Here is a 19,401-nt window from a genome sequence, read left to right as displayed (position 1 = left end):
ATCGATGCATTGATGAATGCATCGCCTGATCAATCAATTCTTGAGTGACCCTCACTCCAAATTCTGCACCTGCTCGCGCATCTGCTCGATCAACACTTTCAGATCCACCGCGGCCTGGGTGGTATCGGTGTTGGTCGCTTTTGAACCCAGCGTATTGGCTTCGCGATTGAATTCCTGCATCAGAAAATCCAGCCGGCGGCCGATGGCGCCTTTTTGCGTCAGCACGTGGCGGGCTTCCTGGCAGTGGGTGTCGAGGCGGTCGAGTTCTTCGGCGACGTCGGCTTTTTGGGCCAGTAATACCACTTCCTGTTCCAGACGTTCCGGGTCTAGGTCGACTGAGAGTTGGGCGGCTTTGGCTTTTAAATTGTCGCGGAAGGCTTCGACTAAGGCTGGGGCGTTTTTACGCACGTCGGTGACGATGACTTCAATGGCATCCAGGCGCTGGCGCAGCAAGCCGGCCAGTTCCTTGCCTTCGCGTTCGCGGTGGGCGATGAGGTCATCCAGGGCATCCGCGAACAGCGCTTTCATCGACTCGAAAACGGCGTCCATATCGGTGTCGGCTTCGGCCAATACGCCGGGCCATTGCAGCAGGTCCATAGCGTTGGGCGCGGCGCTGTCGAGGAGAGTGGCGCGCACCTGATCGAGTGCCTGGCCCAACGCTTCGAGGCGTTCGGTGTTTACTGCCAGGCTATCGCCGCCCTGGGCTGGGTAGAAGCGCAGGTTCACTTCCACCTTGCCGCGCGCGACGCGTTTTTTCAGTTGCTCGCGCAGCGGCATTTCCACCGGTTTTAAACTGTCGGGCAGTTTGAAACTGGCTTCCAGATAGCGGTGATTCACCGAGCGCAGCTCAACCGAAAGCTGGCCGCTGGCGAGGCTGTGTTCGCGACGGGCGAAGGCGGTCATCGACAGCGGCATGGCATCAGGCCTCGTTCAGTGCAGCGTTTTGGATGTCGCACAGTTCCGCGACGCCTTTTTGCGCCAGGGCGAGCATGGCGGTCAGTTCGTCGGGCGCAAAGGGTTCGCCTTCGGCGGTGCCCTGAATTTCCACGAAGCCACCGCTGGCGGTCATGATAACGTTGAGGTCGGTTTCGGCGGTGCTGTCTTCGGCGTAATCCAGATCGAGCACGGCCTCGCCATTCCAGACGCCAACCGAGACAGCGGCGATGGGATGTTTGATCGGGTTTTTCTTGATCTGACCTTTTTCCAGCATGCCGTTGATGGCATCGCACAGCGCCACATAGGCGCCGGTGATGGAGGCGGTGCGAGTGCCACCGTCGGCCTGAATGACATCGCAATCGATGGTGATGGAATGTTCGCCCAGGGCTTTTAAGTCGATGGCGGCGCGCAGCGAGCGGCCGATCAGTCGACCGATTTCAACGGTGCGACCGCCCTGTTTACCACGGGCCGCTTCGCGCTGGTTCCGCGATCCGGTGGCACGCGGCAACATGCCGTATTCGGCAGTCACCCAACCCTGACCCTGGCCTTTCAGGAAGCGCGGTACGCCGGTTTCAACGCTGGCGGTCACAATCACCTGGGTGTCACCGAAACTGACCAGCACACTGCCTTCGGCGTGCTTGGTGAAACGGCGTTGAATGGAGACGGGGCGCAATTGGTCGGGCTGGCGGCCACTGGGACGCATACGGCAGTGCCTTCTGGCAGAGAATGAAGGCGCTCAGTATAGGGATTGCGTCTGACGATGCCTACCGCAGCCCGGTCGGCGCGCCGGAACAATAGGGGTGGTCGGCAATGCGGCTGAAGCGATAACTGTGCCCGGGTTGCACGCTTTGCACCTCAAGCGGCTGCCAGGGCAACGGCGCGTCGGTTTGCCAGTCGAGCGTTTCCGGCAGGTGGCCGTTGATTTGCACCAAGCGACTGTCGAGCGCGGTGCTGGTCACCGTTAATGCCTGCGCCGGTTCTGAGTCGAAGGGCAGGCGAATGTTCATCGGTTGGTCTGTGAGGTTCACCGTTAATAACGTCATGCCGCCACGGTGACCCGGCGCGCAATGCGCAAAGGCTTGCACTACGCCATCGGCGCCGGTGACTGACAGCCAGCGCGGGCCCATCAAGCGTTGCCACAACAGCTGCGCCCAGTAATCCGGGTTGGGGCTGTAGTGGTTGCGGTAGGCAAGCAAGGCGTAGTCGCCACCCATCAGGCTTTGCCGAATCACCGTTTCCTGACCGGTTTTGGCGGCCAACCCCAGCTGCGTTAACCACCACAGACTGGCGCCGAAGCGGTTGGTCAGTTGGTCGACACCGCCGCATTGCGCCGGGCCGGTTTCGCCCAGCCACAATCGGGTGTCGGGTGAATAGCGCTCGATCCAGCTTTTCACTGTGCGCGATTGCTGGGCAAATTCGGTCACCGCTTCGACATCGAGCAGCGATTCCCACTCGGCGCCTTCGGTGCGCACCGTGCAGCGACGCGACTGAGTCGGGTAGTAGTGCCAGGTGAAGATGGCCGGTTCGACACCGCTTTCGAGAAATTCGCGCGACGAGCCAACCAGTGTGCTCAAAGGTTCGCCCACTTCCGGCCAGAAGGCGTTCGCCGGGCCGGCCAGGGGAATGTCGCCGGTGTAGCGCCGCGCCCGATCGAATTCACGGCTGTATTGTTCGAAGCCAATTTGATGGCTGGGGCCAAACATCAGCCAGTGCGCGCCCGGTTCGTTGCCGAATTCGAGGATGCCGTTGTAGTCCATCGGCAGCCAGTCGAGCAGGCGTTGCAGTTGGTCGGGCTGCCAGTCGTCGTTGTCGTCGCGCACCCGCGGCCCGGTGCTGACGGTCAGCATCGGCTTGGCTTGTAAGGCTTCCACGAAGGCAAGAAACCGGATGATATCGGCGCGGCTTAAGCTAGGGTCGATCTCATCTTCATCGTCCAGGCGCCACCACAACCGGTCGGCCTCGGTACCGCCCAATCGCACCCAGGCTGGCTGTAACAGCTGCGCCCAGTGCAGCAGTTCTTCGTCGGCCAGATCGACCGGTCGCGGCGGCCCTTCACCAGCCCACCATTCTCCGCCGGTGAGCATGGCGGCATCGATGGCGACACCGATGAACGCCGGACTTGTCTCGCCCTGTTCGAGCCCCCAATTCAGCACCCAGGATGACGGCGCATCTTCGCGCGCCAATACCGACCACAGCAGCCAAATCAATAAAGCGGCTGCCAACGGATGGCGACGACGGTGAGCAAAACGGTACAGCGGTCTCAGCATGGGCTCGTTATACTGCCGTTCGATGACGCTTTAACGAACCCTAGCATCGCCATAGGAAAACGGAGGGCACAATGGCCAATCCCTTACTCGAACAACACGAACTGCCGCCCTTTGCACAGTTCCAGCCCGACCAGGTGGTGCCTGCTGTCGAAACGTTGCTCCAGCGCAACCGCGACACCATCGAGATGTTGCTCGCCCAGGTGGGCGAACCGCGTTGGGACAATTTGATTGAGCCGATTAACCGCAGCCATGAAAACTTCGATCAGGCCTGGGCGCTGTTCGGCCACCTGACCGGTGTGAAAGATTCCCCGGAATTGCGCGATGCCTACAGCCAGGCGCTGAACCTGCTGACCGAATACCAAAGCTGGCTGGGCCAGCATCGCGGTTTGTTCGAGGCCTATCAGGCCATTGCCGAGCGTGACGATTTCGCCGAACTCAGCCGCGCCCAGCAAGCCGCCATTGAACAATCGCTGCGCGATTTCCGTCTGGCCGGTGTCGACTTAAACGACGCTGACAAAAAAGCCTTCGCCGATCTGCAAGCGGAGCTGGCGCAGCTGAGTCAGAAATACAGCGAGCAATTGCTCGACGCCACCCAGGCCTGGAGCCTGCACATCACTGACGAAAACCGCCTGGCGGGTTTGCCGGAATCGGCGCGCGCTACCTTGCGTCAGTACGCCGAGCAAAAAGGCAAAGACGGCTGGCTGGTCACGCTGGAAATGCCCGCGGTGATTCCGGTGATGACCTACGCCGATGATCGCGAGCTGCGCCGCGAAACCTATTTCGCCAACGTCACCAAAGCCTCAGAGATTGGCCCGCAAGGCGGCCAGTTCGATAATGGCCCGGTGATGTCTGCCATTTTGGAAAAACGTCAGGCGGCGGCCAAATTGCTCGGCTTTGCTAACCACGCCGAAGTGTCACTGGCGACCAAGATGGCCGACAGTCCGGACGGTGTGCTCGCCTTTTTACGCGACCTGGCCGACAAAGCCGTGCCGCAAGCCAAGCGCGAATTCGATGCATTAAAAACCTTCGCACGCGACGAGTTAGGCCTGGATGACCTGCAACCCTGGGACGTCGGTTACGCCAGCGAAAAACTGAAAGAGCAGCAATATTCGGTCTCGCAGGAAGAACTGAAACCCTATTTCCCGGTGCCGCGCGTGATCAACGGTTTGTTCGAAACCGCTCACCGTTTGTTCGGCGTCAGCTTCGAGCCGGTCGAATCGTTTGAGAGCTACCATCCGGATGTGCAGCTCTATAACGTCCTGGAAAACGGCGACGTCATCGCCCGCGTTTATATGGACATCTACGCCCGCGAAGGCAAACGCGGTGGCGCCTGGATGGACGAATGCCGTCGTCGCGCCGAGCTCGGTGGCCTGTTGCAAAAACCGGTCGCCTATCTGACCTGCAACTTCACGCCGCCCGTCGGCGACAAGCCCAGCCTGCTGACGCACGATGAAGTGACCACCCTGTTCCACGAATTCGGCCACAGCCTCCATCACATGCTGACCAAGATCGACGTGGCCGAAGTCAGCGGCATTAATGGGGTCGCCTGGGATGCCGTCGAATTGCCCAGCCAGTTTTTAGAAAACTGGTGCTGGGAACCGGAAGCGCTGGCGTTTATTTCCGGCCACGTCGACAGTGGTGAACCGCTGCCACAAGCGCTGCTCGATAAAATGCTCGCCGCGAAGAATTTCCATTCGGCCATGGGCACGGTGCGTCAGTTGGAGTTCGCTTTATTCGATATGGAATTGCACAGCCGTACCAATGGCTTCAGCGCCGCCGACATTCAGTCGGTGATTGATCAGGTGCGCAACGAAGTCAGCGTGGTGCCGGTCGTTGCCGAAAATCGTTTCCAGAACGGCTTTGGCCACATTTTCGCAGGCGGTTATTCCGCCGGTTACTACAGCTACAAATGGGCCGAAGTGTTGAGCGCCGATGCGTTCAGCCGCTTTGAAGAAGAAGGCGTGTTCAACACCGACACCGGCCGCGCCTTCCGCGACACCATTCTGGCCAACGGTGGCACTCAGCCTGCCGGTGATTTGTTCAAGGCGTTTCGTGGCCGCGAACCGAGTGTCGATGCCTTGCTGCGTCATTCGGGCATTGCGGCCTAAACAGATCGCCTAAAAAACAGCCGCAAAAAAATGGCCGCGATACCGGACTGTTCCGGTATCGCGGCCATGTCGTTTATTGGTTTGTTATCGGTCGCGCTGCGGCACCCAGTAGATAAACGCATCCATATCGTGCTCGCGAATGTCCTGCCGGCGAGCCCGCGCATCGGGTTCGGTGTACGGGCCGATCAACACCCGAAAGCCGTTTAATGGCTCGTCGTAATGCACCAGTAATTCATCGCCCCAGACGTAATCGGTGACCAGATTGCGGTAGCGCTGTATGGACTGAACCTGACGGAAAAACCCGAGGTGAACATAAACACCGTCGGGTAAATCGCGTTTGGCTTGTTCCATGATGCTGGCCAGGAAGCGATCGGTTTCCGAGTCGCTTCGGACGGGTTCCGGCTCGGGTTCGGGTTCCGCCTGAACGACGGGTTCCGGTTCTGGCTGAGGCTCTGGCTCTGGCTCTGGCTCTGGCTCCGGTTGTGGTTGTGCCTGGCGCTGCTCAACGTCCGATAACTCAATGCGCTCGTTAAAGTCATCGTCCTGGCGAGCCTGATCGGGATCGCTGCTGCGCACGCGCGCATCGAGACGCTTGGCTCGGCCGGGCCAGAAACGAACGCCCACCTGCAAATGCCAGTCTTGCTCACGATCAAGCTGGTAACGCGTTTCGATAAAACCGCCCCACTGATCAATCCACTGCTGCTCAATACCCGCGCCCAAAAACACCGCGGGTTCAATGGCACCGGCTTCGATCTGCTGGTCGATGCCGGCAAAGGGATAAACGCGCTCGTTTAAAGATGTTTGAAACGGCATGGAAAAGCGGGCAATCACACTGCCCTGGCTGACACCGCGCTGCGGCTCCGACTGAGCATACCCCCCGGCAATGGCCAGATGCCGACCCAGATCGCGATGCACATAGGCGCGCGCGCCCGCTCGTTCAAACTGCTGAATGGGCGTGGTGCCGGCAATGGAGAAAAAGGTGTCCTCGGCCTGAACCGACAAAGACGCCATGGCGAGACTGACAAAAACGAAAAATGGCTTCATGTAATTAGAGTTGCTCACGCAATCCTTGCAGCACCGGCGCCGGGTCAGGACGGATCCCACGCCATATTTCAAAACTTACCGCTGCCTGCCCAACCAGCATGCCCAGTCCATCGGCACAGTGCGTCACGCCTTGCGAGCGCGCCCAACGATTGAAGACGGTTTCATCCTTGCCGTACATCATGTCGTAGCAGCGGGTTTCGGCATTCAGCAGGCCGTCCGGTATGGGTGGCAGATGGCCCGACAGACTCGCCGAGGTTCCATTAATCACCAGATCGAACTGACCGCCGATCTCTTCAAAGGTTGTGGGCGAAATTTCCGGGAAGTCGTCGGTCAGCGCTTCGGCTTTGGCCAGGGTTCGGTTCGCCAGAACCAACTGCGCCGGACCACAACTTAACAGCGGCTCCAGAACACCCCGAACGGCCCCACCGGCACCAAGAATCAGCAGATTCTTACCGGCCAGTGACCAGCCCAGTTGCTCGACCAGATCGAACACCAGGCCCGCGCCATCTGAGGTGTCGCCCAGAATACGGCCGTCCTCGGTGAGTGTCAAAGTATTGACAGCACCAGCGCGTTTGGCGCGTTCGGTCAGAACATCGGCAAAGTCGTGCGCGTCGGTTTTAAACGGGACCGTAATGTTGAACCCTTTGTAGCCGTCTTTGAACAACTGCCAGACGCGGGTTTCAAAACTGGTGACCGGCAGCTCAATGGCCTGGTAGTTAATGTCCTGCCCGGTTTGTCGAGCAAAAGCGGCGTGAATATCGGGTGACAAACTGTGCTTGATGGGGTGACCCAGTACCGCATAACGATCCATGCTCGATCCTTTATTATCGTGGCTAAACGGCTGCAACGAGACGTGCGTCCGATTGAAACGACTTAGCGGTTAAAAAACAATAGACTCGCCCACCGTTCGCCGGGACCGAACCCCGCTTTGTGCTTGGGGCGACTCCGGTGCACTGGTAGACTAGCGCACTCTCATACCGCCCCCACAGGATCTCCGCCGCATGGCCCAATTGAACCCCCGACAAAGCGAATCGGTGCACTACATCAGTGGCCCGATGCTGGTATTGGCCGGGGCCGGCAGTGGCAAGACGTCGGTGATCACCCAGAAAATTGCCTACCTGATCAACGAGTGTGGCTACAAAGCACACAACATTGCCGCGGTGACTTTCACCAATAAGGCGGCTCGGGAAATGAAATCGCGGGTCAGCAAGCTGGTCAAGGGCAAGGCCGGTCATGGCTTAATCGTTTCAACCTTCCATACCCTGGGCCTGAACATTCTGCGCCGCGACGGTTCGCATCTGGGTCTGAAACCCGGCTTCACGCTGTTTGACGACCACGACACCAAAGCGCTGATTAAAGACATCGTGCTGCGCGAAGTGCCCAATGCGGTCGACGACGTCGATTTCTTCCGCCACATGATCAGCCTGTGGAAGAACGACCTGGCCGAACCGGACGATCTGCGCGGCAAGATGGAAGACGCGCGTCACTCCCTGGCAGTGGAAATCTACGATCAATACCTGCGCATGCTCAGCGCCTACAACGCCACCGATTTCGACGATTTAATCCGTCTGCCCACCGTGCTGTTCCGCGATCACCCGGAAGTGCTGGCGCGTTGGAACCGACGCATTCGCTATCTGCTGGTAGACGAATATCAGGACACCAACATCTCCCAGTATCAGCTGGTGAAAATGCTGGTCGGCGATCAGCCGCGCTTTACTGTGGTGGGCGACGACGACCAGTCGATCTATTCCTGGCGCGGCGCGCGGCCGGAAAACCTGGTGCAGCTGCAAGACGACTTTCCCGGCCTGAAGATCGTCAAGCTGGAGCAGAACTACCGCTCCACCGGCCTGATTTTGAAAGCCGCCAACACCGTCATCGACAACAACCCGCACGTCTTCACCAAGACGCTGTGGAGTGAAATGGGTTTTGGCGACCCCATCCGTATCATCCGCACGCCCAACGATGAAGCCGAAGCCGAACGCATCGCCAACGAAATTCTGCATCAGCATCTGGTGCGGCGTGGCCAGTACAAAGATTTTGCCGTGCTCTATCGCGGCAACTTCCAGGCGCGGGTACTGGAAATCAAACTGCAGCAGAACCGCATTCCCTACAAGATGACCGGCGGCACCTCTTTCTTCGCCAAGGCGGAAATTAAGGACGTCATGAGTTATCTGCGCTTGCTGGTGAACCCGGATGACGACGCCGCCTTCCTGCGCATCATCAACACGCCGCGCCGCGAAATTGGTCCGGCGACGCTGGAAAAACTCAACGAATACGCCGGTCAGCGTGGCGTCAGTTTAAGCGCAGCCTGTCAGGAAATGGGCTTGCATGAACACCTGCCCGCCAAGGCGGGCGAACGACTGGAGCGGTTCAGCACCTGGCTCGATCGCACCATTAAAAAACTGCACACCGAAGACGACCCGGTGATGGTGATCCGCGAATTGATCACCGACATCAATTACGAAGCCTGGCTGCGACAAGACAGCGACACCGACCGACAGGCGGAAAAACGTCTGGCCAACGTGCACATCCTGATCGACAGCCTGCAGGCCATGCTCGAGCGCGGTGACGAAGACGACGATTCCGACATCCAGGTGCAGGACGCTATCGGCAAGCTGGTGCTGCGCGACATCATGGACCGTCAGGAAGAAGAGGATGACACCGACGCCGTGCAGCTGATGACGCTGCACGCCTCCAAAGGGCTGGAGTTTCCACACGTCTTTGTCATGGGGCTGGAAGAAGAGTTGCTGCCGCACCGCAATTCGATTGAAAGCGGCGACATCGAAGAAGAACGCCGCCTGATGTACGTGGGCATCACCCGCGCTCAGCGGACGTTAACGCTCACTTACGCGGCCAAGCGCAAACAGTTTGGGGAAGTCGTCGACTGCACACCGAGCCGTTTCCTCGATGAACTGCCGCCCGATGATTTGCAGTGGGACGGCCGTGAAGACGCCGACCCGGCGGCCACCCGCGAACAGGGCAGCCGCTCCATCGCCAACCTCAGAGCGATGCTGAATTCTTAACGGCGTTTAACCCAACGCCAACCAGACGCCGACGCCCATCATCAGGGTTCCGGCAACGCGGTTGATGCGGCGCACGTTGGAACCGCGCGCCAGCAGTTTGCTCAGCGTTTTACCGCCGCTGGCGTAGAGAATCAGCGACAGCCATTCAATCATCAGAATCATCGCGATCAGTGCGGCCAGCTGTGGCGTCAGTGGGCGGCTGTCGTCCAGAAACGGCGGCAGCAATACCATAAAGAACGCCCAGCCTTTCGGGTTCGCTACGGCGGTCACAAAACCTTGCGTCGCCAGTTGTAACCGGCTGGCGCCGACGTGCTCGGAATCGCCGGTTTCAGGAATCGCCAGCTTGCCGCGCGAACGCCACATCTGCACGCCCAGCCACAGCAGGTAAGCCCCACCGGCCCATTTAAAGGCGGTAAAGATCTGCGGTGAACCGAGCATAATGGCCGCCACACCGATCACCGCCATCACCGCGACCAGACCCACACCCACCAGCTCACCGGCCATCATCCAGAACGTGCGACGCACGCCAATGGTGATGCCCAGGCTCATCGACAGTGTCATGCACATGCCGGGCGTCAGAGAGACAAACAGGAAAGTAGGAATAAAGGCAGCGAGTAAAGCGGTGTTGATCATGATGACGACGTTTCCTCTGTTGGAGCCGTTTTATAACCGAGCGTATACACCAGCGCCAGTGCCAGAAGTGACAGCAAGGCGCAGAACAAAAACACCCAGTCGAAACCACCCAGCTGGGCAATCACACCGCCCAGAGTAGAACCGGCCAGGCTGCCGATTTTGATGGCGTTGGTGTAGAGCGTCGATGCCATTCCCAGGCGATCTTTCATCAACGTCTGGAAGATGCTGATGCCCAGACCGGCTGCCAAGCCAACGAGACCGGCATTGAAGATCTGCAACGCCAACATGGCGCTGAAACTGTCGAACCACCACACCCCGGTGTAAAACAGAACGCCACATACCGCCGCCACTTTTAACGGGCCAAACAGCGGCCAGCGATACGACTGCGCACCGGCGCCAATCATGATCGGAATTTCCAAACCGGCGGCCAGACCCATCAACAAGCCCGGAGCGATGCTCAACAACCCGAGTACGTCCCGTACATAAATCGGCATGTAGACGACGTACATCGAATTGGCCGCAAACAGACAAACGATGACCAGCGTTAAACCGAGAATGCGCGGATCGGTCACGGAAACCGCGGTGCTCGACGACGCCAGACGAGCGTCTTTCAAACCCGGCAACAACAACAAACACAGCGCAAACAACCCGGCTGTCACCAGCATCAGATGTTTGAAACCGATCAGCTCAAATAACAGATATGCCAGCGGCGGACCCGCGATCCAACTCATGGAAATGGTGGCGCGAAGAACCGACTGAAACAGCGCCGCCTGGCGGTCATCAACTTGCTCACGCGCTAAGGCAAACAACTGAGGCTGGGCGGTCGACGACAAACCAAACCAGATCATGCCCGCCACCAGCAAGGCCGGATACCATTGCAGATAACCCAGCCCAACCGAGCCGAACATGGAAATCGTCACCGCGATCACCAGAATGCGCATCCGGCTCATACCGGCATCCGAGCGGCGGGCCAGCCATAAGCTGACGCCAATTCCGGCCAGCGTATTGGCACCAAAAAACACCCCGATCCACAAAGGCTGAATGCCCAGATTGCTGGCCAGGTGCGTACTGAGCACCGGGAACACGGACGCCCCGGCGGTGCCCAGCAACAGGCACAACGCCAACAGACGAAGAATGGTCGGTTGTAGCCAAAACTTAAGCGTCACAGCAATTCCTTGAACAAGCGGCCAGCGTGCGAAACACCCTGACCCTAAAATAAAAAGGCGCCGGTCGAACGCCGGCGCCTGTGTGGACAAACGAAGCGTTACTGGCCGAAGCGTTCTGGCTTGGGCGGGCGATTATCCAGAATTGCATCGATGCGGTCCATGACGGCCGTGTCGAGTTTTGCAACGGCGTCGAGCGCACCGAGGTTGTCTTCCAGTTGCTCCAGACGCGACGCGCCGAGAATCACCGTGCTGACGTTCGGGTTCTTCAGACACCAGGCCAGCGCCAAGTGCGTCAGGCTCATACCCAGCTCATCGGCGAGCGGTTTTAACTGGCGGATTTTCTCCAGTCGCTGCTGGCCGTCATCGCTGAGCAAGGCATCGCGCAGCCATTCGTAGCCCGGCAGATCGAGACGGCTGCCGTCGGGAATGCCGTCGAGGTATTTGCCGGTCAACAAACCCGACGCCAGTGGCGAGAAGATGGTGGTGCCCAGACCCGGACCGTCATACAACGGCCGGAACTCCGCTTCCACTTTATGACGATTGAGCATGTTGTATTGCGGCTGCTCCATGGTCGGCGGCGTCAGATGTTCCTGCCGGGCAATGGCGTGCGCTTCGGTGATTTGCTGCGCGCTCCATTCGGAGGTGCCCCAGTACATCACTTTGCCCTGGCGCACCAGGTTGTCCATGGCGCGAACGGTTTCTTCGATGGGCGTATCGATGTCCGGACGGTGACAAAAATACAAATCCAGATAGTCGACTTTTAAGCGCTGCAGGGCCGCGTCGCAGGCATCGCGCACGTGTTTGGCCGACAAGCCTTTTTGCATCACACCGTCACCGCCCCAGAACACCTTCGAAGACACCGCAAAGGTATCGCGCGGCAAACCCAATGCATTGATCGCTTCGCCCATGATGCGTTCCGATTCGCCGGCCTCGTAGCCTTCGGCGTTATCGAAAAAATTGATGCCCGCATCGTAAGCGGTTTTCAGCAGCGTTTTGGCATCTTTCAGATCGACCTGTTTACCAAAGGTGACCCAGGAGCCCAACGACAGCGCCGAGACTTTCAGCCCGGCTTTTCCTAAACGACGGTATTCCATAACAACCTCTTCATGCTTTACCAGGGCAACAGATGCTGCCCGTGATCGGTGAATTCATCCCAGAACGCTTCCAGTCGCTGGCGATCGGCGTTGCTGATGCGACAACCGGCCGCGGCGAAGTTGGTATTCAGTTGCGTCATCGACCGCAGACCCGGAATGACACAGCTGACTTCCTGATAACTGAGCAGATACGCCAACGCCTGTTCGGCCAGCGGATGATCGTTCTCAGTCAACCAATTAAGTTGATTTACCAAGTCGGCACGCCGCTCAATATCGGCCTGACTCCAGCGCTCGCGCACGCCTTCAAAGCGGGTTTGAGCGCTGTATTGGCCGCTTAACCAACCGCTGTCGAGCGGCACCTTGGTGATCACCCCGACGTCGTCGCGACGCACCCGGTCAAAAGCCAGACGCACGTCCTGATGCAACACATTGAACAGCAATTCCAGTACCTGACTGTCGGTGGTGTCGAGCACCTCGCGCACTTCGTGAGCGTAGTCGGTACTGGCGCCGTAAAAGCGAATCTTGCCTTGCTGTTGGGCGTCTTTCATCGCCGCCCAAATCGGGTCCTGGCCATTCAGTTGCGCCATGGGCGGGCTGTGAATCAGCACCGCATCGAGGTAATCGGTTTGCAGCCGTTGCAACGAACTTTCCAGGCTCTGCCAAAAGGCCTGCACGCCGTAATCGGTGGAACCATCGGGGTGATGACCGAACTTACTGATCAACACCACCTGATCACGACGCCCCTTTAACGCCTCACCGAGCAGGGTTTCGCTGCGCGTCAGCGCGTAGTTCGGTGCGGTATCGAAGAGCGTGCAGCCCTGATCGAGCGCCGCCGCAACCAGATCGTGAGCGGTGGCATCGGTCATACCACCCCACTGATCACCATTGCCCAGTTGCCAGGCACCGAAGCCGATTTCCGATACCTCTAACTCGGTTTTGCCTAAGCGACGGTACTGCATCAGATGGCACCTCGAATCTGGTGACGCACCTGCTGGCGATAAAACTCACCCAGCTGCTGATGCAGTTCAGCCGGTAACAGTGCCATGGCCGAGACGGCGGCGTTATCGCGAATCTGTTCCGGCCGGCTGGCACCGGTAATGACGCTGCTGACAGCGGGTTGGTCGAGCAACCAGCGCAGGGCCAACTGCGGCAGGCTGACGCCTTGCGGGCAATAGGCTTTTAATTGTTCGGCCAGGTCGACACCGGTTTCATACGGCAAGCCGGCAAAGGTTTCGCCGACGAAAAAGGCATCGCCATCGCGATTAAAGTTGCGGTGGTCTTCGGCAGCAAACACCTTATCTTTTTGCATCTTGCCCGAGAGCAATCCACTGGCCAGGCCCAGGCGGACGATCACGCCAACGTCCTGCTCTTTGGCCAGCGGCAATACCGTCTCGGTCATATCCTGGCGCAACAGATTGACGATCAGTTGCAGGCTGGCGACCTGGGTGTGCTCCAGGCAATAAGTTGCTTCTTCGACAGTTTCGACGCTGGCACCGTAGTAACGGATCAGACCGTCCTGACGACATTCGTCGAGCCATTCGAACACCGCGCCGCGTTGAATCTCGGCAAACGGAATGCAATGCAGCTGCACCAGATCAAGCGTCTCTACCTGCAAGCGTTCACGCGAGGCCTCGATGGAAGCGCGTAAGGTGTCGCGGCGATAGCCATCGGGATAAAGGTCGGCGTTACGGCCGGCTTTGGTGACAATGATGCGCTGCGGGTCGGGATGCGCCTGGTTAAACGCACCGATGATGCGTTCGCTTTCGCCACCGCCATAGACATCGGCGGTGTCCCAGAAATTCACGCCTGCCTGGCTGGCCGCTTCAAGTACCGCTTCGGCCTGGCCATCGGGTAACGCGCCCCAGTCGCCGCCAAGCTGCCAGCAGCCCAGTCCAATTTCCGATACGGCGTAGCCCGTGCCGCCCAGTTCACGTTGTGCAGGAATGGTCATAACGCCTCCCGAGAATGAGGATGAATGCAGAAATGCTGCGGGCCGCTATTGTAATTGGCTTGTTCAAAACGATAATCCGGTAAAAATTAACGGAATTCGTTATTCAGGCTAACCAATGGACCGCTATACCCAGATTCAAACCTTTCTCGCCGTCTGCGATGCGGGCAGCTTTACCGCGGCAGCCCAAACACTGGGTTTGTCACGCAGCCGAGTCAGTCAGTTGGTGATGCAACTGGAGCAACGCTTGGGTGTCACGCTGTTGCAACGCACCACCCGCAGCCAGCATCTGACGCCTGAAGGCGATCATTTCCGGCGCCAGTGTCAGGCCGGTTTGCAGCAGTTGGACGATGCCGAACACAAGCTCAAGTTAATGGCCGATCGGTTGTCCGGCCCGGTGCGCATCAATTCGGTGGGGGGCGTGCTGGGTGAGCATTATCTGGCCAAAGTGCTGACCGAGATTGTCGATTCGCACCCCGACCTGGAGATCCGCCTCGACTATTCCAGTCAGCGCGTCGATTTAAGTCGGGACCCGGTCGATTTAGTCATCCGTGGCGGCGATGACCCCGGCCCGGGCGTTGAAGCGGAGCGTATCGGTCGGCTGGAGCATCGCTTGTGTGCGAGCCCGCAGTATCTGAATCGGGTGGGCTTTCCTCATCACCCTGATGACCTGAACCGCTTTAACTGCGTCACTGGCACCCCGCAGGTGTGGCGTTTCCGGCGCGGCAACGACAGCGTTGAACTCACGCCCAAAGGCAATTGGCGTTCGCCGTCGAGTCAGGCGCAGTTGCTGGCGGTGGAACAGGGATTGGGTATTGCCCGCTTATCGAATCTGGTGCTGAAAGAACCGATGCAGGCCGGGCGCGTGGTGCCGGTGTTAAGCGACTGGCAGATTGAGAACACCACCATCTGGCTGGTGTGGGCGTCGCGCGTGGAATTGCCGCGGCGGGTACAGATGGTACGTGACCATCTGATCCGCCGTTTTCACAGCATCGATCTGGGTGCGCTGTAACGACTTACTGCAGGCAGCAGTGTTTATACTTTTTGCCGCTGCCGCACGGGCAGGGATCATTGCGACCGACCTTGGGCTCTTCCAGCTTGGCCTGCGCCACATCGCCCACGGAAATTGACAGGCGGGCGTGCAGATCCACCGCTTTGGGGAACTGACCGATGATCTGGTCGGCCAGTTGTTCCGGGCGCATCTGCGAATCGCGGCTGGCCAAAAAGGCGCGGGCTTTATCCGGTGAGGCGAAGAAACCGAGCGCAAAACACTGGCTGTCGAGTTCGGCTTTTAACTCCGCCGGAATCAGTGTTTGCCACAGCGGTGCAACGCGATCAAAACCCAAATCAAAACCGCGGCTCCAATCGTTCAATGGCCGACCGGGCTGGATCTGATCAACAGCATCCAAACCGTTCAATTCCGGAATCGGATACTGCTGCTCCAGGCAGCGCTTTTCCAGATGACGCTGATACGATAACAACGCATTGAGCGCTTCGCGGTTATCCACCTCATTGCCAAACAGACTGAGCAGATCGCCCACCCATTCGCTGGCCGAAACCGGCACCGGCGCTTGAGCAATGGCAAACAAATACCCATCCACGCCGTCGATGGACGGCGGCACCGGGCCGCCGGCGCCTTCATCAGCCTCGGCCAATTGCTCGATCAGCCAGCGGCGGGCGTCATCAAACCCCAAACTTTGGACAGCGGTTTCAGTCATGGCGATTTTTCTCGAAAGCGGCCTGTTGTTCGGCACGGGCTTCGGTCTGATATTGAGCTTTCCAGTCGTCATACGGCATGCCGTAGACGATTTCCCGGGCGGCTTCTTTATCGATGCTTTCGCCTTTTTCAGCCGCGGCTTCGGCGTACCAGCGCGACAGACAATTGCGACAGAAACCGGCCAGGTTCATCAGGTCGATGTTTTGCACATCGGTTCGCTCAGCCAGATGATCGAGCAGCCGGCGAAAGGCCGCCGCTTCGATTTCAGTTCGGGTTTGGGAATCCATAGCAGTGCTCCGCTCAGCCACCGGCACGCTTAACGCGGTAGCCGAGTTTTTCCAATTCCGGCACCAGCGTGTCGCGCTGATCGCCCTGTATTTCGATGACAAAATCTTTCACTGTGCCGCCGGTCCCGCATTTGGCTTTGAGCTTTTTAGCCACGGCTTTGAGCTCTTTTTCCGGCAACGCCAGACCACTGATCAACGTCACGCCTTTGCCTTTGCGGCCTTTGGTTTCGCGCGAAACCCGGACGATGCCATCCCCTTGCGGTGGTGCGGCTGGGCCACAACGACAGTCGTCCAGCGGCTGGCCGCAATCCGGGCAGGTACGGCCACTTTCGGTGCTGTATACCAGCGCCATAACGATCCTTAGTGACGGTTCACTTCAACGAGGCCGCGCAGTATAGCAGGGTCCGCTCAGGCGCTCATTTCATCGGCAATCTGACGCAGCGCCTGCTCGAACACTTCCGGCGGCTGGCCACCACTGATGGCGTACTGATCGTTCACAATGTAGGTCGGCACCGATTGAATGCCCAGTTGCTGATAACGCTCTTCTTCAGCGCGCACTTCAGCGGCGAATTGATCGCTGTCCAGAACGGCCGCAGCGGCATCCACATCCAGACCGACTTGCGCCACCGCGTCGAGAATCACGCTGCGATCGTTAACGTCTTTGGTGTCGGTGAAATAAGCCTGGAAGAAGGCCATTTTCAGATCGGTCTGGTGGCCGCTGTCTTTGGCCCACAGCAACAGGCGATGGCAATCAAAGGTGTTGGAGGTGCGCATTTCCTCGCGGAAGTTGAATTCAAACCCCGCCTGAGCGCCCATGTCGGTGATGCGCTGATGATTGCTCGCATACTGCTCGTCCGACATGCCGTATTTGTCTTTCAGCATCTGGCGATGGGGGTTACCACCAACGGGCGTTTCCGGGTTCAGCTCGTAAGCGTGCCATTGCAGATCGATGTCGATATCGCCTTCCAGCCGCTGCACCGCGGTTTCCAGGTTTTTGTAGCCGATGGCGCACCAGGGGCAGACGACGTCGGACACGACATCGATTTTCAGTTCTTTCAGATCACTCATCTTGGTTCTCCACCCTGACGCCGGGCCAGGTTCGTTGCGGTATGGGGTGTTGGCGTAGACGCCGTTGCGCGTCATTCGTTCCATCGTGAACCGTCAGATGGGGCGAACGCTGGCAAGTTGCAAGGCCGGGGCTTAGGCTGAAGCTAACACCACGCCACTCACGCACCATTCCCACTCGGCTCAGAGGTGGCTGTATGAACGACAATAACAACCGTCCCAAACGCATTCCGCATGGCTGGCGCTACATTGTCATCGGCGTTATTCAGGGGTTGTTGCTGACCTTGCTGATGTTTCTGCTGATGCTGTAAGACGCAGCGTTACAAGTCGGCAGCGCGCACGTCCGCCGCCAGCGTTTTGGCACTGAGCCAGGCATCTTCCAGACGATCGCCCAGTGTCCAGTCACCGGCCAAGCCCAGTTTTAACGAGGCATCCCACTGCGGCACCTGGGTTTCGATCGGGCCAGACCGCGCATAGAGCCAGCGATGTTTAAAAGTATCCACCGGCTCGGGAAAATCGGATCCGGTGGCCGCGCCACTGAGTGTGCGCAATAAGGCCAGGCCTTGCTGTTGCAACAGATTATCCGCGGCGTCGAGATGATTGGCCGTCCATTGGGACGCAAAATGCATCAACCAGACTTCCAGCGGGCCCTCGCGGCCCGGTTTGGCTGAATCGCGGGCGGCCCAGTCGATCACGCCTTCACGCACGAAGATGGCGTCCGGCTCAACGCCGGTGGGCTGATCAAAGGCCATGGCCAGAGACCAGGTCGGTTTCATGCTGGCGTTGCGCAAGGGGACTTCGGCGCGAGCACCGGCGGGTAACAGAGCCAAACTTTGCGCCAGTGGTGCGGTCAGAAAAACGGCATCGAACTGGCCGTATTGTTCGCCAGCGTCGTCCCACAAGCGCCATTGCTCGCCGACGCGTTCGAGCCGGTCGACGCGTGTCTGGGTAAACACATCGATCCCCTGAGCAAAGCCTTTGATCATGGCGTTCATGCTGGGCGTACCGACATAGCGGCGGCGATCGTCGGGCGAAGCGTGCAAGCCATCGCGATTGAGTAACCAGGGCTGAACGTCCCAGGGCGCGACCCAACCCTGGCGACACCAGGTATCAACCACCTGCTGAAATTGCTCATTACGGACGGTGAAATATTGAGCGCCGTGATCGACCTGCCAGCCATCGCAGCGTCGTGTCGCCAAGCGGCCACCGATGCCGCGACTTTTCTCAAACACCTGACAATGATGGCCAGCATCGTTCAATTCACGAGCGAGTGTCATTCCGGCCAGACCCGCACCTACAATTGCAAAGACCGCCATGCAAGGCTCCTCTCGCTGACTGGACAAGTTGGAATGGCTCTACTCTACTCCCTTCAATTCGACATTCCAGACACTGACGTCACCTTTTATTCACCGCGCATGCCCCTATAAATGGGGGCACGCCTCCGCAGTAGAGACCACCATGACTGTTAAACAACGCGCCAGCGTCGGTATCCCACTCGGGGAAGCTGGTGTAGCCAGCCGCTTTGTCACCTTCGATACCCTCAGCGATGGTAAAGAGCATATCGCCATCATTTACGGTGACCTGGATACTCAAGAGCCACCACTGGTGCGTTTGCACAGCGAATGCCTGACCGGCGATGTCTTCGGCTCACAGCGCTGCGACTGTGGCGAACAGTTAAAGGAAGCACAGCGATTGCTGGCAGAACAAGGTGGCATTTTGTTGTATCTGCGTCAGGAAGGGCGCGGCATCGGTCTGTACAACAAGCTCGATGCTTACGCATTGCAGGATCAGGGCATCGACACCTACACCGCCAATACCATGCTCGGTTTCGGTCACGACCTGCGCGATTTCACGCCCGCCGCAGAAATGCTGCAAGCGCTGGGCATTGCGCGCATTCGTCTGCTGTCGAACAACCCGCACAAGGCCAGTCAATTAGAAGAGCACGGCATTGTGGTAGTCGACCGGGTGGATACCGGTGTCTATGTGAATCGTCATAATGCGGCTTATCTGAAAGCCAAGGTTGATCAACAAGCGCATTCCATTCGTTTGGATCAACAAAGCGACCCTAAGGATTCCGACCCGGCTTAGCCTCGTCTACCATCTCAGGCTCAAC

At 58.6% G+C, this 19,401-nt stretch carries 18 protein-coding genes and 2 pseudogenes; 4 read left to right on the top strand and 16 right to left on the bottom strand.

Annotated elements, in window-relative coordinates:
- Positions 1 to 51: 51 nt before the first annotated feature.
- The 3 genes from BGP77_RS05295 to BGP77_RS05285 form a co-directional block, all read right to left on the bottom strand.
- A complete protein-coding gene (locus BGP77_RS05295) occupies positions 52 to 915 on the bottom strand; it encodes a YicC/YloC family endoribonuclease (RefSeq protein WP_108163674.1) in 864 nt (287 codons plus the stop codon).
- A gap of 4 nt (positions 916 to 919) precedes the next feature.
- On the bottom strand, positions 920 to 1,639 hold the full coding sequence (gene rph / locus BGP77_RS05290; protein ID WP_108163673.1) for a ribonuclease PH: 720 nt from the start codon (positions 1,637 to 1,639) through the stop codon (positions 920 to 922).
- Between the two features lie 61 nt (positions 1,640 to 1,700).
- Positions 1,701 to 3,203 carry a hypothetical protein gene (locus BGP77_RS05285; RefSeq protein WP_108163672.1) on the bottom strand — a complete coding sequence of 501 codons (1,503 nt, stop codon included), beginning with the start codon at positions 3,201 to 3,203 and terminating at the stop codon, positions 1,701 to 1,703.
- 71 nt (positions 3,204 to 3,274) lie between these two features.
- Here BGP77_RS05285 and BGP77_RS05280 point away from each other — a divergent pair, with 71 nt between their 5' ends.
- Positions 3,275 to 5,311, top strand: coding sequence for a M3 family metallopeptidase (locus tag BGP77_RS05280; RefSeq protein WP_108163671.1), 2,037 nt, complete (start codon positions 3,275 to 3,277; stop codon positions 5,309 to 5,311).
- Positions 5,312 to 5,395: 84 nt separating this feature from the next.
- Here BGP77_RS05280 and BGP77_RS05275 read toward each other — a convergent pair whose 3' ends face one another.
- Complete coding sequence (locus tag BGP77_RS05275; RefSeq protein WP_108163670.1) at positions 5,396 to 6,355, bottom strand: hypothetical protein; 960 nt, start codon at positions 6,353 to 6,355, stop codon at positions 5,396 to 5,398.
- Between the two features lie 4 nt (positions 6,356 to 6,359).
- Positions 6,360 to 7,166 (bottom strand): shikimate dehydrogenase, encoded by an 807-nt coding sequence (aroE, locus tag BGP77_RS05270; RefSeq protein WP_108163669.1) that lies wholly within the window; start codon positions 7,164 to 7,166, stop codon positions 6,360 to 6,362.
- Between the two features lie 190 nt (positions 7,167 to 7,356).
- Here aroE and rep point away from each other — a divergent pair, with 190 nt between their 5' ends.
- Positions 7,357 to 9,378 (top strand): DNA helicase Rep, encoded by a 2,022-nt coding sequence (gene rep / locus BGP77_RS05265; RefSeq protein WP_108163668.1) that lies wholly within the window; start codon positions 7,357 to 7,359, stop codon positions 9,376 to 9,378.
- A gap of 6 nt (positions 9,379 to 9,384) precedes the next feature.
- On the opposite strand, the gene BGP77_RS05260 is transcribed toward rep, so the two are convergent.
- The 5 genes from BGP77_RS05260 to BGP77_RS05240 form a co-directional block, all read right to left on the bottom strand.
- On the bottom strand, positions 9,385 to 10,011 hold the full coding sequence (locus BGP77_RS05260) for a LysE family translocator (RefSeq protein ID WP_199224198.1): 627 nt from the start codon (positions 10,009 to 10,011) through the stop codon (positions 9,385 to 9,387).
- Positions 10,008 to 11,177: a sugar efflux transporter gene (locus BGP77_RS05255; protein ID WP_158269278.1), complete on the bottom strand. Its 1,170-nt coding sequence runs from the start codon at positions 11,175 to 11,177 to the stop codon at positions 10,008 to 10,010. The genes BGP77_RS05260 and BGP77_RS05255 overlap by 4 nt, the downstream gene beginning before the upstream one ends.
- Positions 11,178 to 11,275: 98 nt before the next feature.
- A complete protein-coding gene (locus BGP77_RS05250; protein ID WP_108163666.1) occupies positions 11,276 to 12,271 on the bottom strand; it encodes an aldo/keto reductase in 996 nt (331 codons plus the stop codon).
- Between the two features lie 17 nt (positions 12,272 to 12,288).
- Positions 12,289 to 13,230 (bottom strand): aldo/keto reductase, encoded by a 942-nt coding sequence (locus tag BGP77_RS05245; RefSeq protein WP_108163665.1) that lies wholly within the window; start codon positions 13,228 to 13,230, stop codon positions 12,289 to 12,291.
- A complete protein-coding gene (locus BGP77_RS05240) occupies positions 13,230 to 14,222 on the bottom strand; it encodes an aldo/keto reductase (protein ID WP_108163664.1) in 993 nt (330 codons plus the stop codon). The genes BGP77_RS05245 and BGP77_RS05240 overlap by 1 nt, the downstream gene beginning before the upstream one ends.
- A 115-nt stretch (positions 14,223 to 14,337) precedes the next feature.
- Here BGP77_RS05240 and BGP77_RS05235 point away from each other — a divergent pair, with 115 nt between their 5' ends.
- Complete coding sequence (locus BGP77_RS05235) at positions 14,338 to 15,231, top strand: LysR family transcriptional regulator (protein WP_108163663.1); 894 nt, start codon at positions 14,338 to 14,340, stop codon at positions 15,229 to 15,231.
- A 4-nt stretch (positions 15,232 to 15,235) separates the two neighbouring features.
- On the opposite strand, the pseudogene BGP77_RS18380 reads toward BGP77_RS05235, so the two are convergent.
- The 6 genes and pseudogenes from BGP77_RS18380 to BGP77_RS05210 form a co-directional block, all read right to left on the bottom strand.
- A pseudogene (locus BGP77_RS18380) lies at positions 15,236 to 15,313 on the bottom strand (SEC-C metal-binding domain-containing protein); the annotation flags it as partial.
- Between the two features lie 195 nt (positions 15,314 to 15,508).
- Positions 15,509 to 15,937: pseudogene (locus BGP77_RS18375) on the bottom strand (UPF0149 family protein); the annotation flags it as partial.
- Positions 15,930 to 16,223: a DUF1244 domain-containing protein gene (locus BGP77_RS05225; RefSeq protein WP_108163661.1), complete on the bottom strand. Its 294-nt coding sequence runs from the start codon at positions 16,221 to 16,223 to the stop codon at positions 15,930 to 15,932. The gene BGP77_RS05225 and the pseudogene BGP77_RS18375, both read right to left, overlap by 8 nt.
- A 13-nt stretch (positions 16,224 to 16,236) precedes the next feature.
- Positions 16,237 to 16,575, bottom strand: coding sequence for a translation initiation factor Sui1 (locus tag BGP77_RS05220; protein WP_108163660.1), 339 nt, complete (start codon positions 16,573 to 16,575; stop codon positions 16,237 to 16,239).
- A gap of 56 nt (positions 16,576 to 16,631) precedes the next feature.
- A complete protein-coding gene (locus BGP77_RS05215; protein WP_233252306.1) occupies positions 16,632 to 17,291 on the bottom strand; it encodes a DsbA family oxidoreductase in 660 nt (219 codons plus the stop codon).
- A 317-nt stretch (positions 17,292 to 17,608) separates the two neighbouring features.
- The gene (locus tag BGP77_RS05210) at positions 17,609 to 18,604 is read right to left on the bottom strand and encodes an NAD(P)/FAD-dependent oxidoreductase (RefSeq protein WP_108163659.1); all 996 of its coding nucleotides are present in this window, start codon (positions 18,602 to 18,604) and stop codon (positions 17,609 to 17,611) included.
- A gap of 142 nt (positions 18,605 to 18,746) precedes the next feature.
- Between BGP77_RS05210 and ribA the strand changes: the two genes are divergently transcribed.
- On the top strand, positions 18,747 to 19,376 hold the full coding sequence (ribA, locus tag BGP77_RS05205; RefSeq protein ID WP_108163658.1) for a GTP cyclohydrolase II: 630 nt from the start codon (positions 18,747 to 18,749) through the stop codon (positions 19,374 to 19,376).
- The last annotated feature ends 25 nt before the right edge of the window (positions 19,377 to 19,401 follow it).

The organism is Saccharospirillum sp. MSK14-1 (assembly GCF_003054965.1).
Lineage (GTDB): Bacteria > Pseudomonadota > Gammaproteobacteria > Pseudomonadales > Natronospirillaceae > Saccharospirillum.
This window is presented reverse-complemented; position numbering and strand designations above follow the sequence as displayed.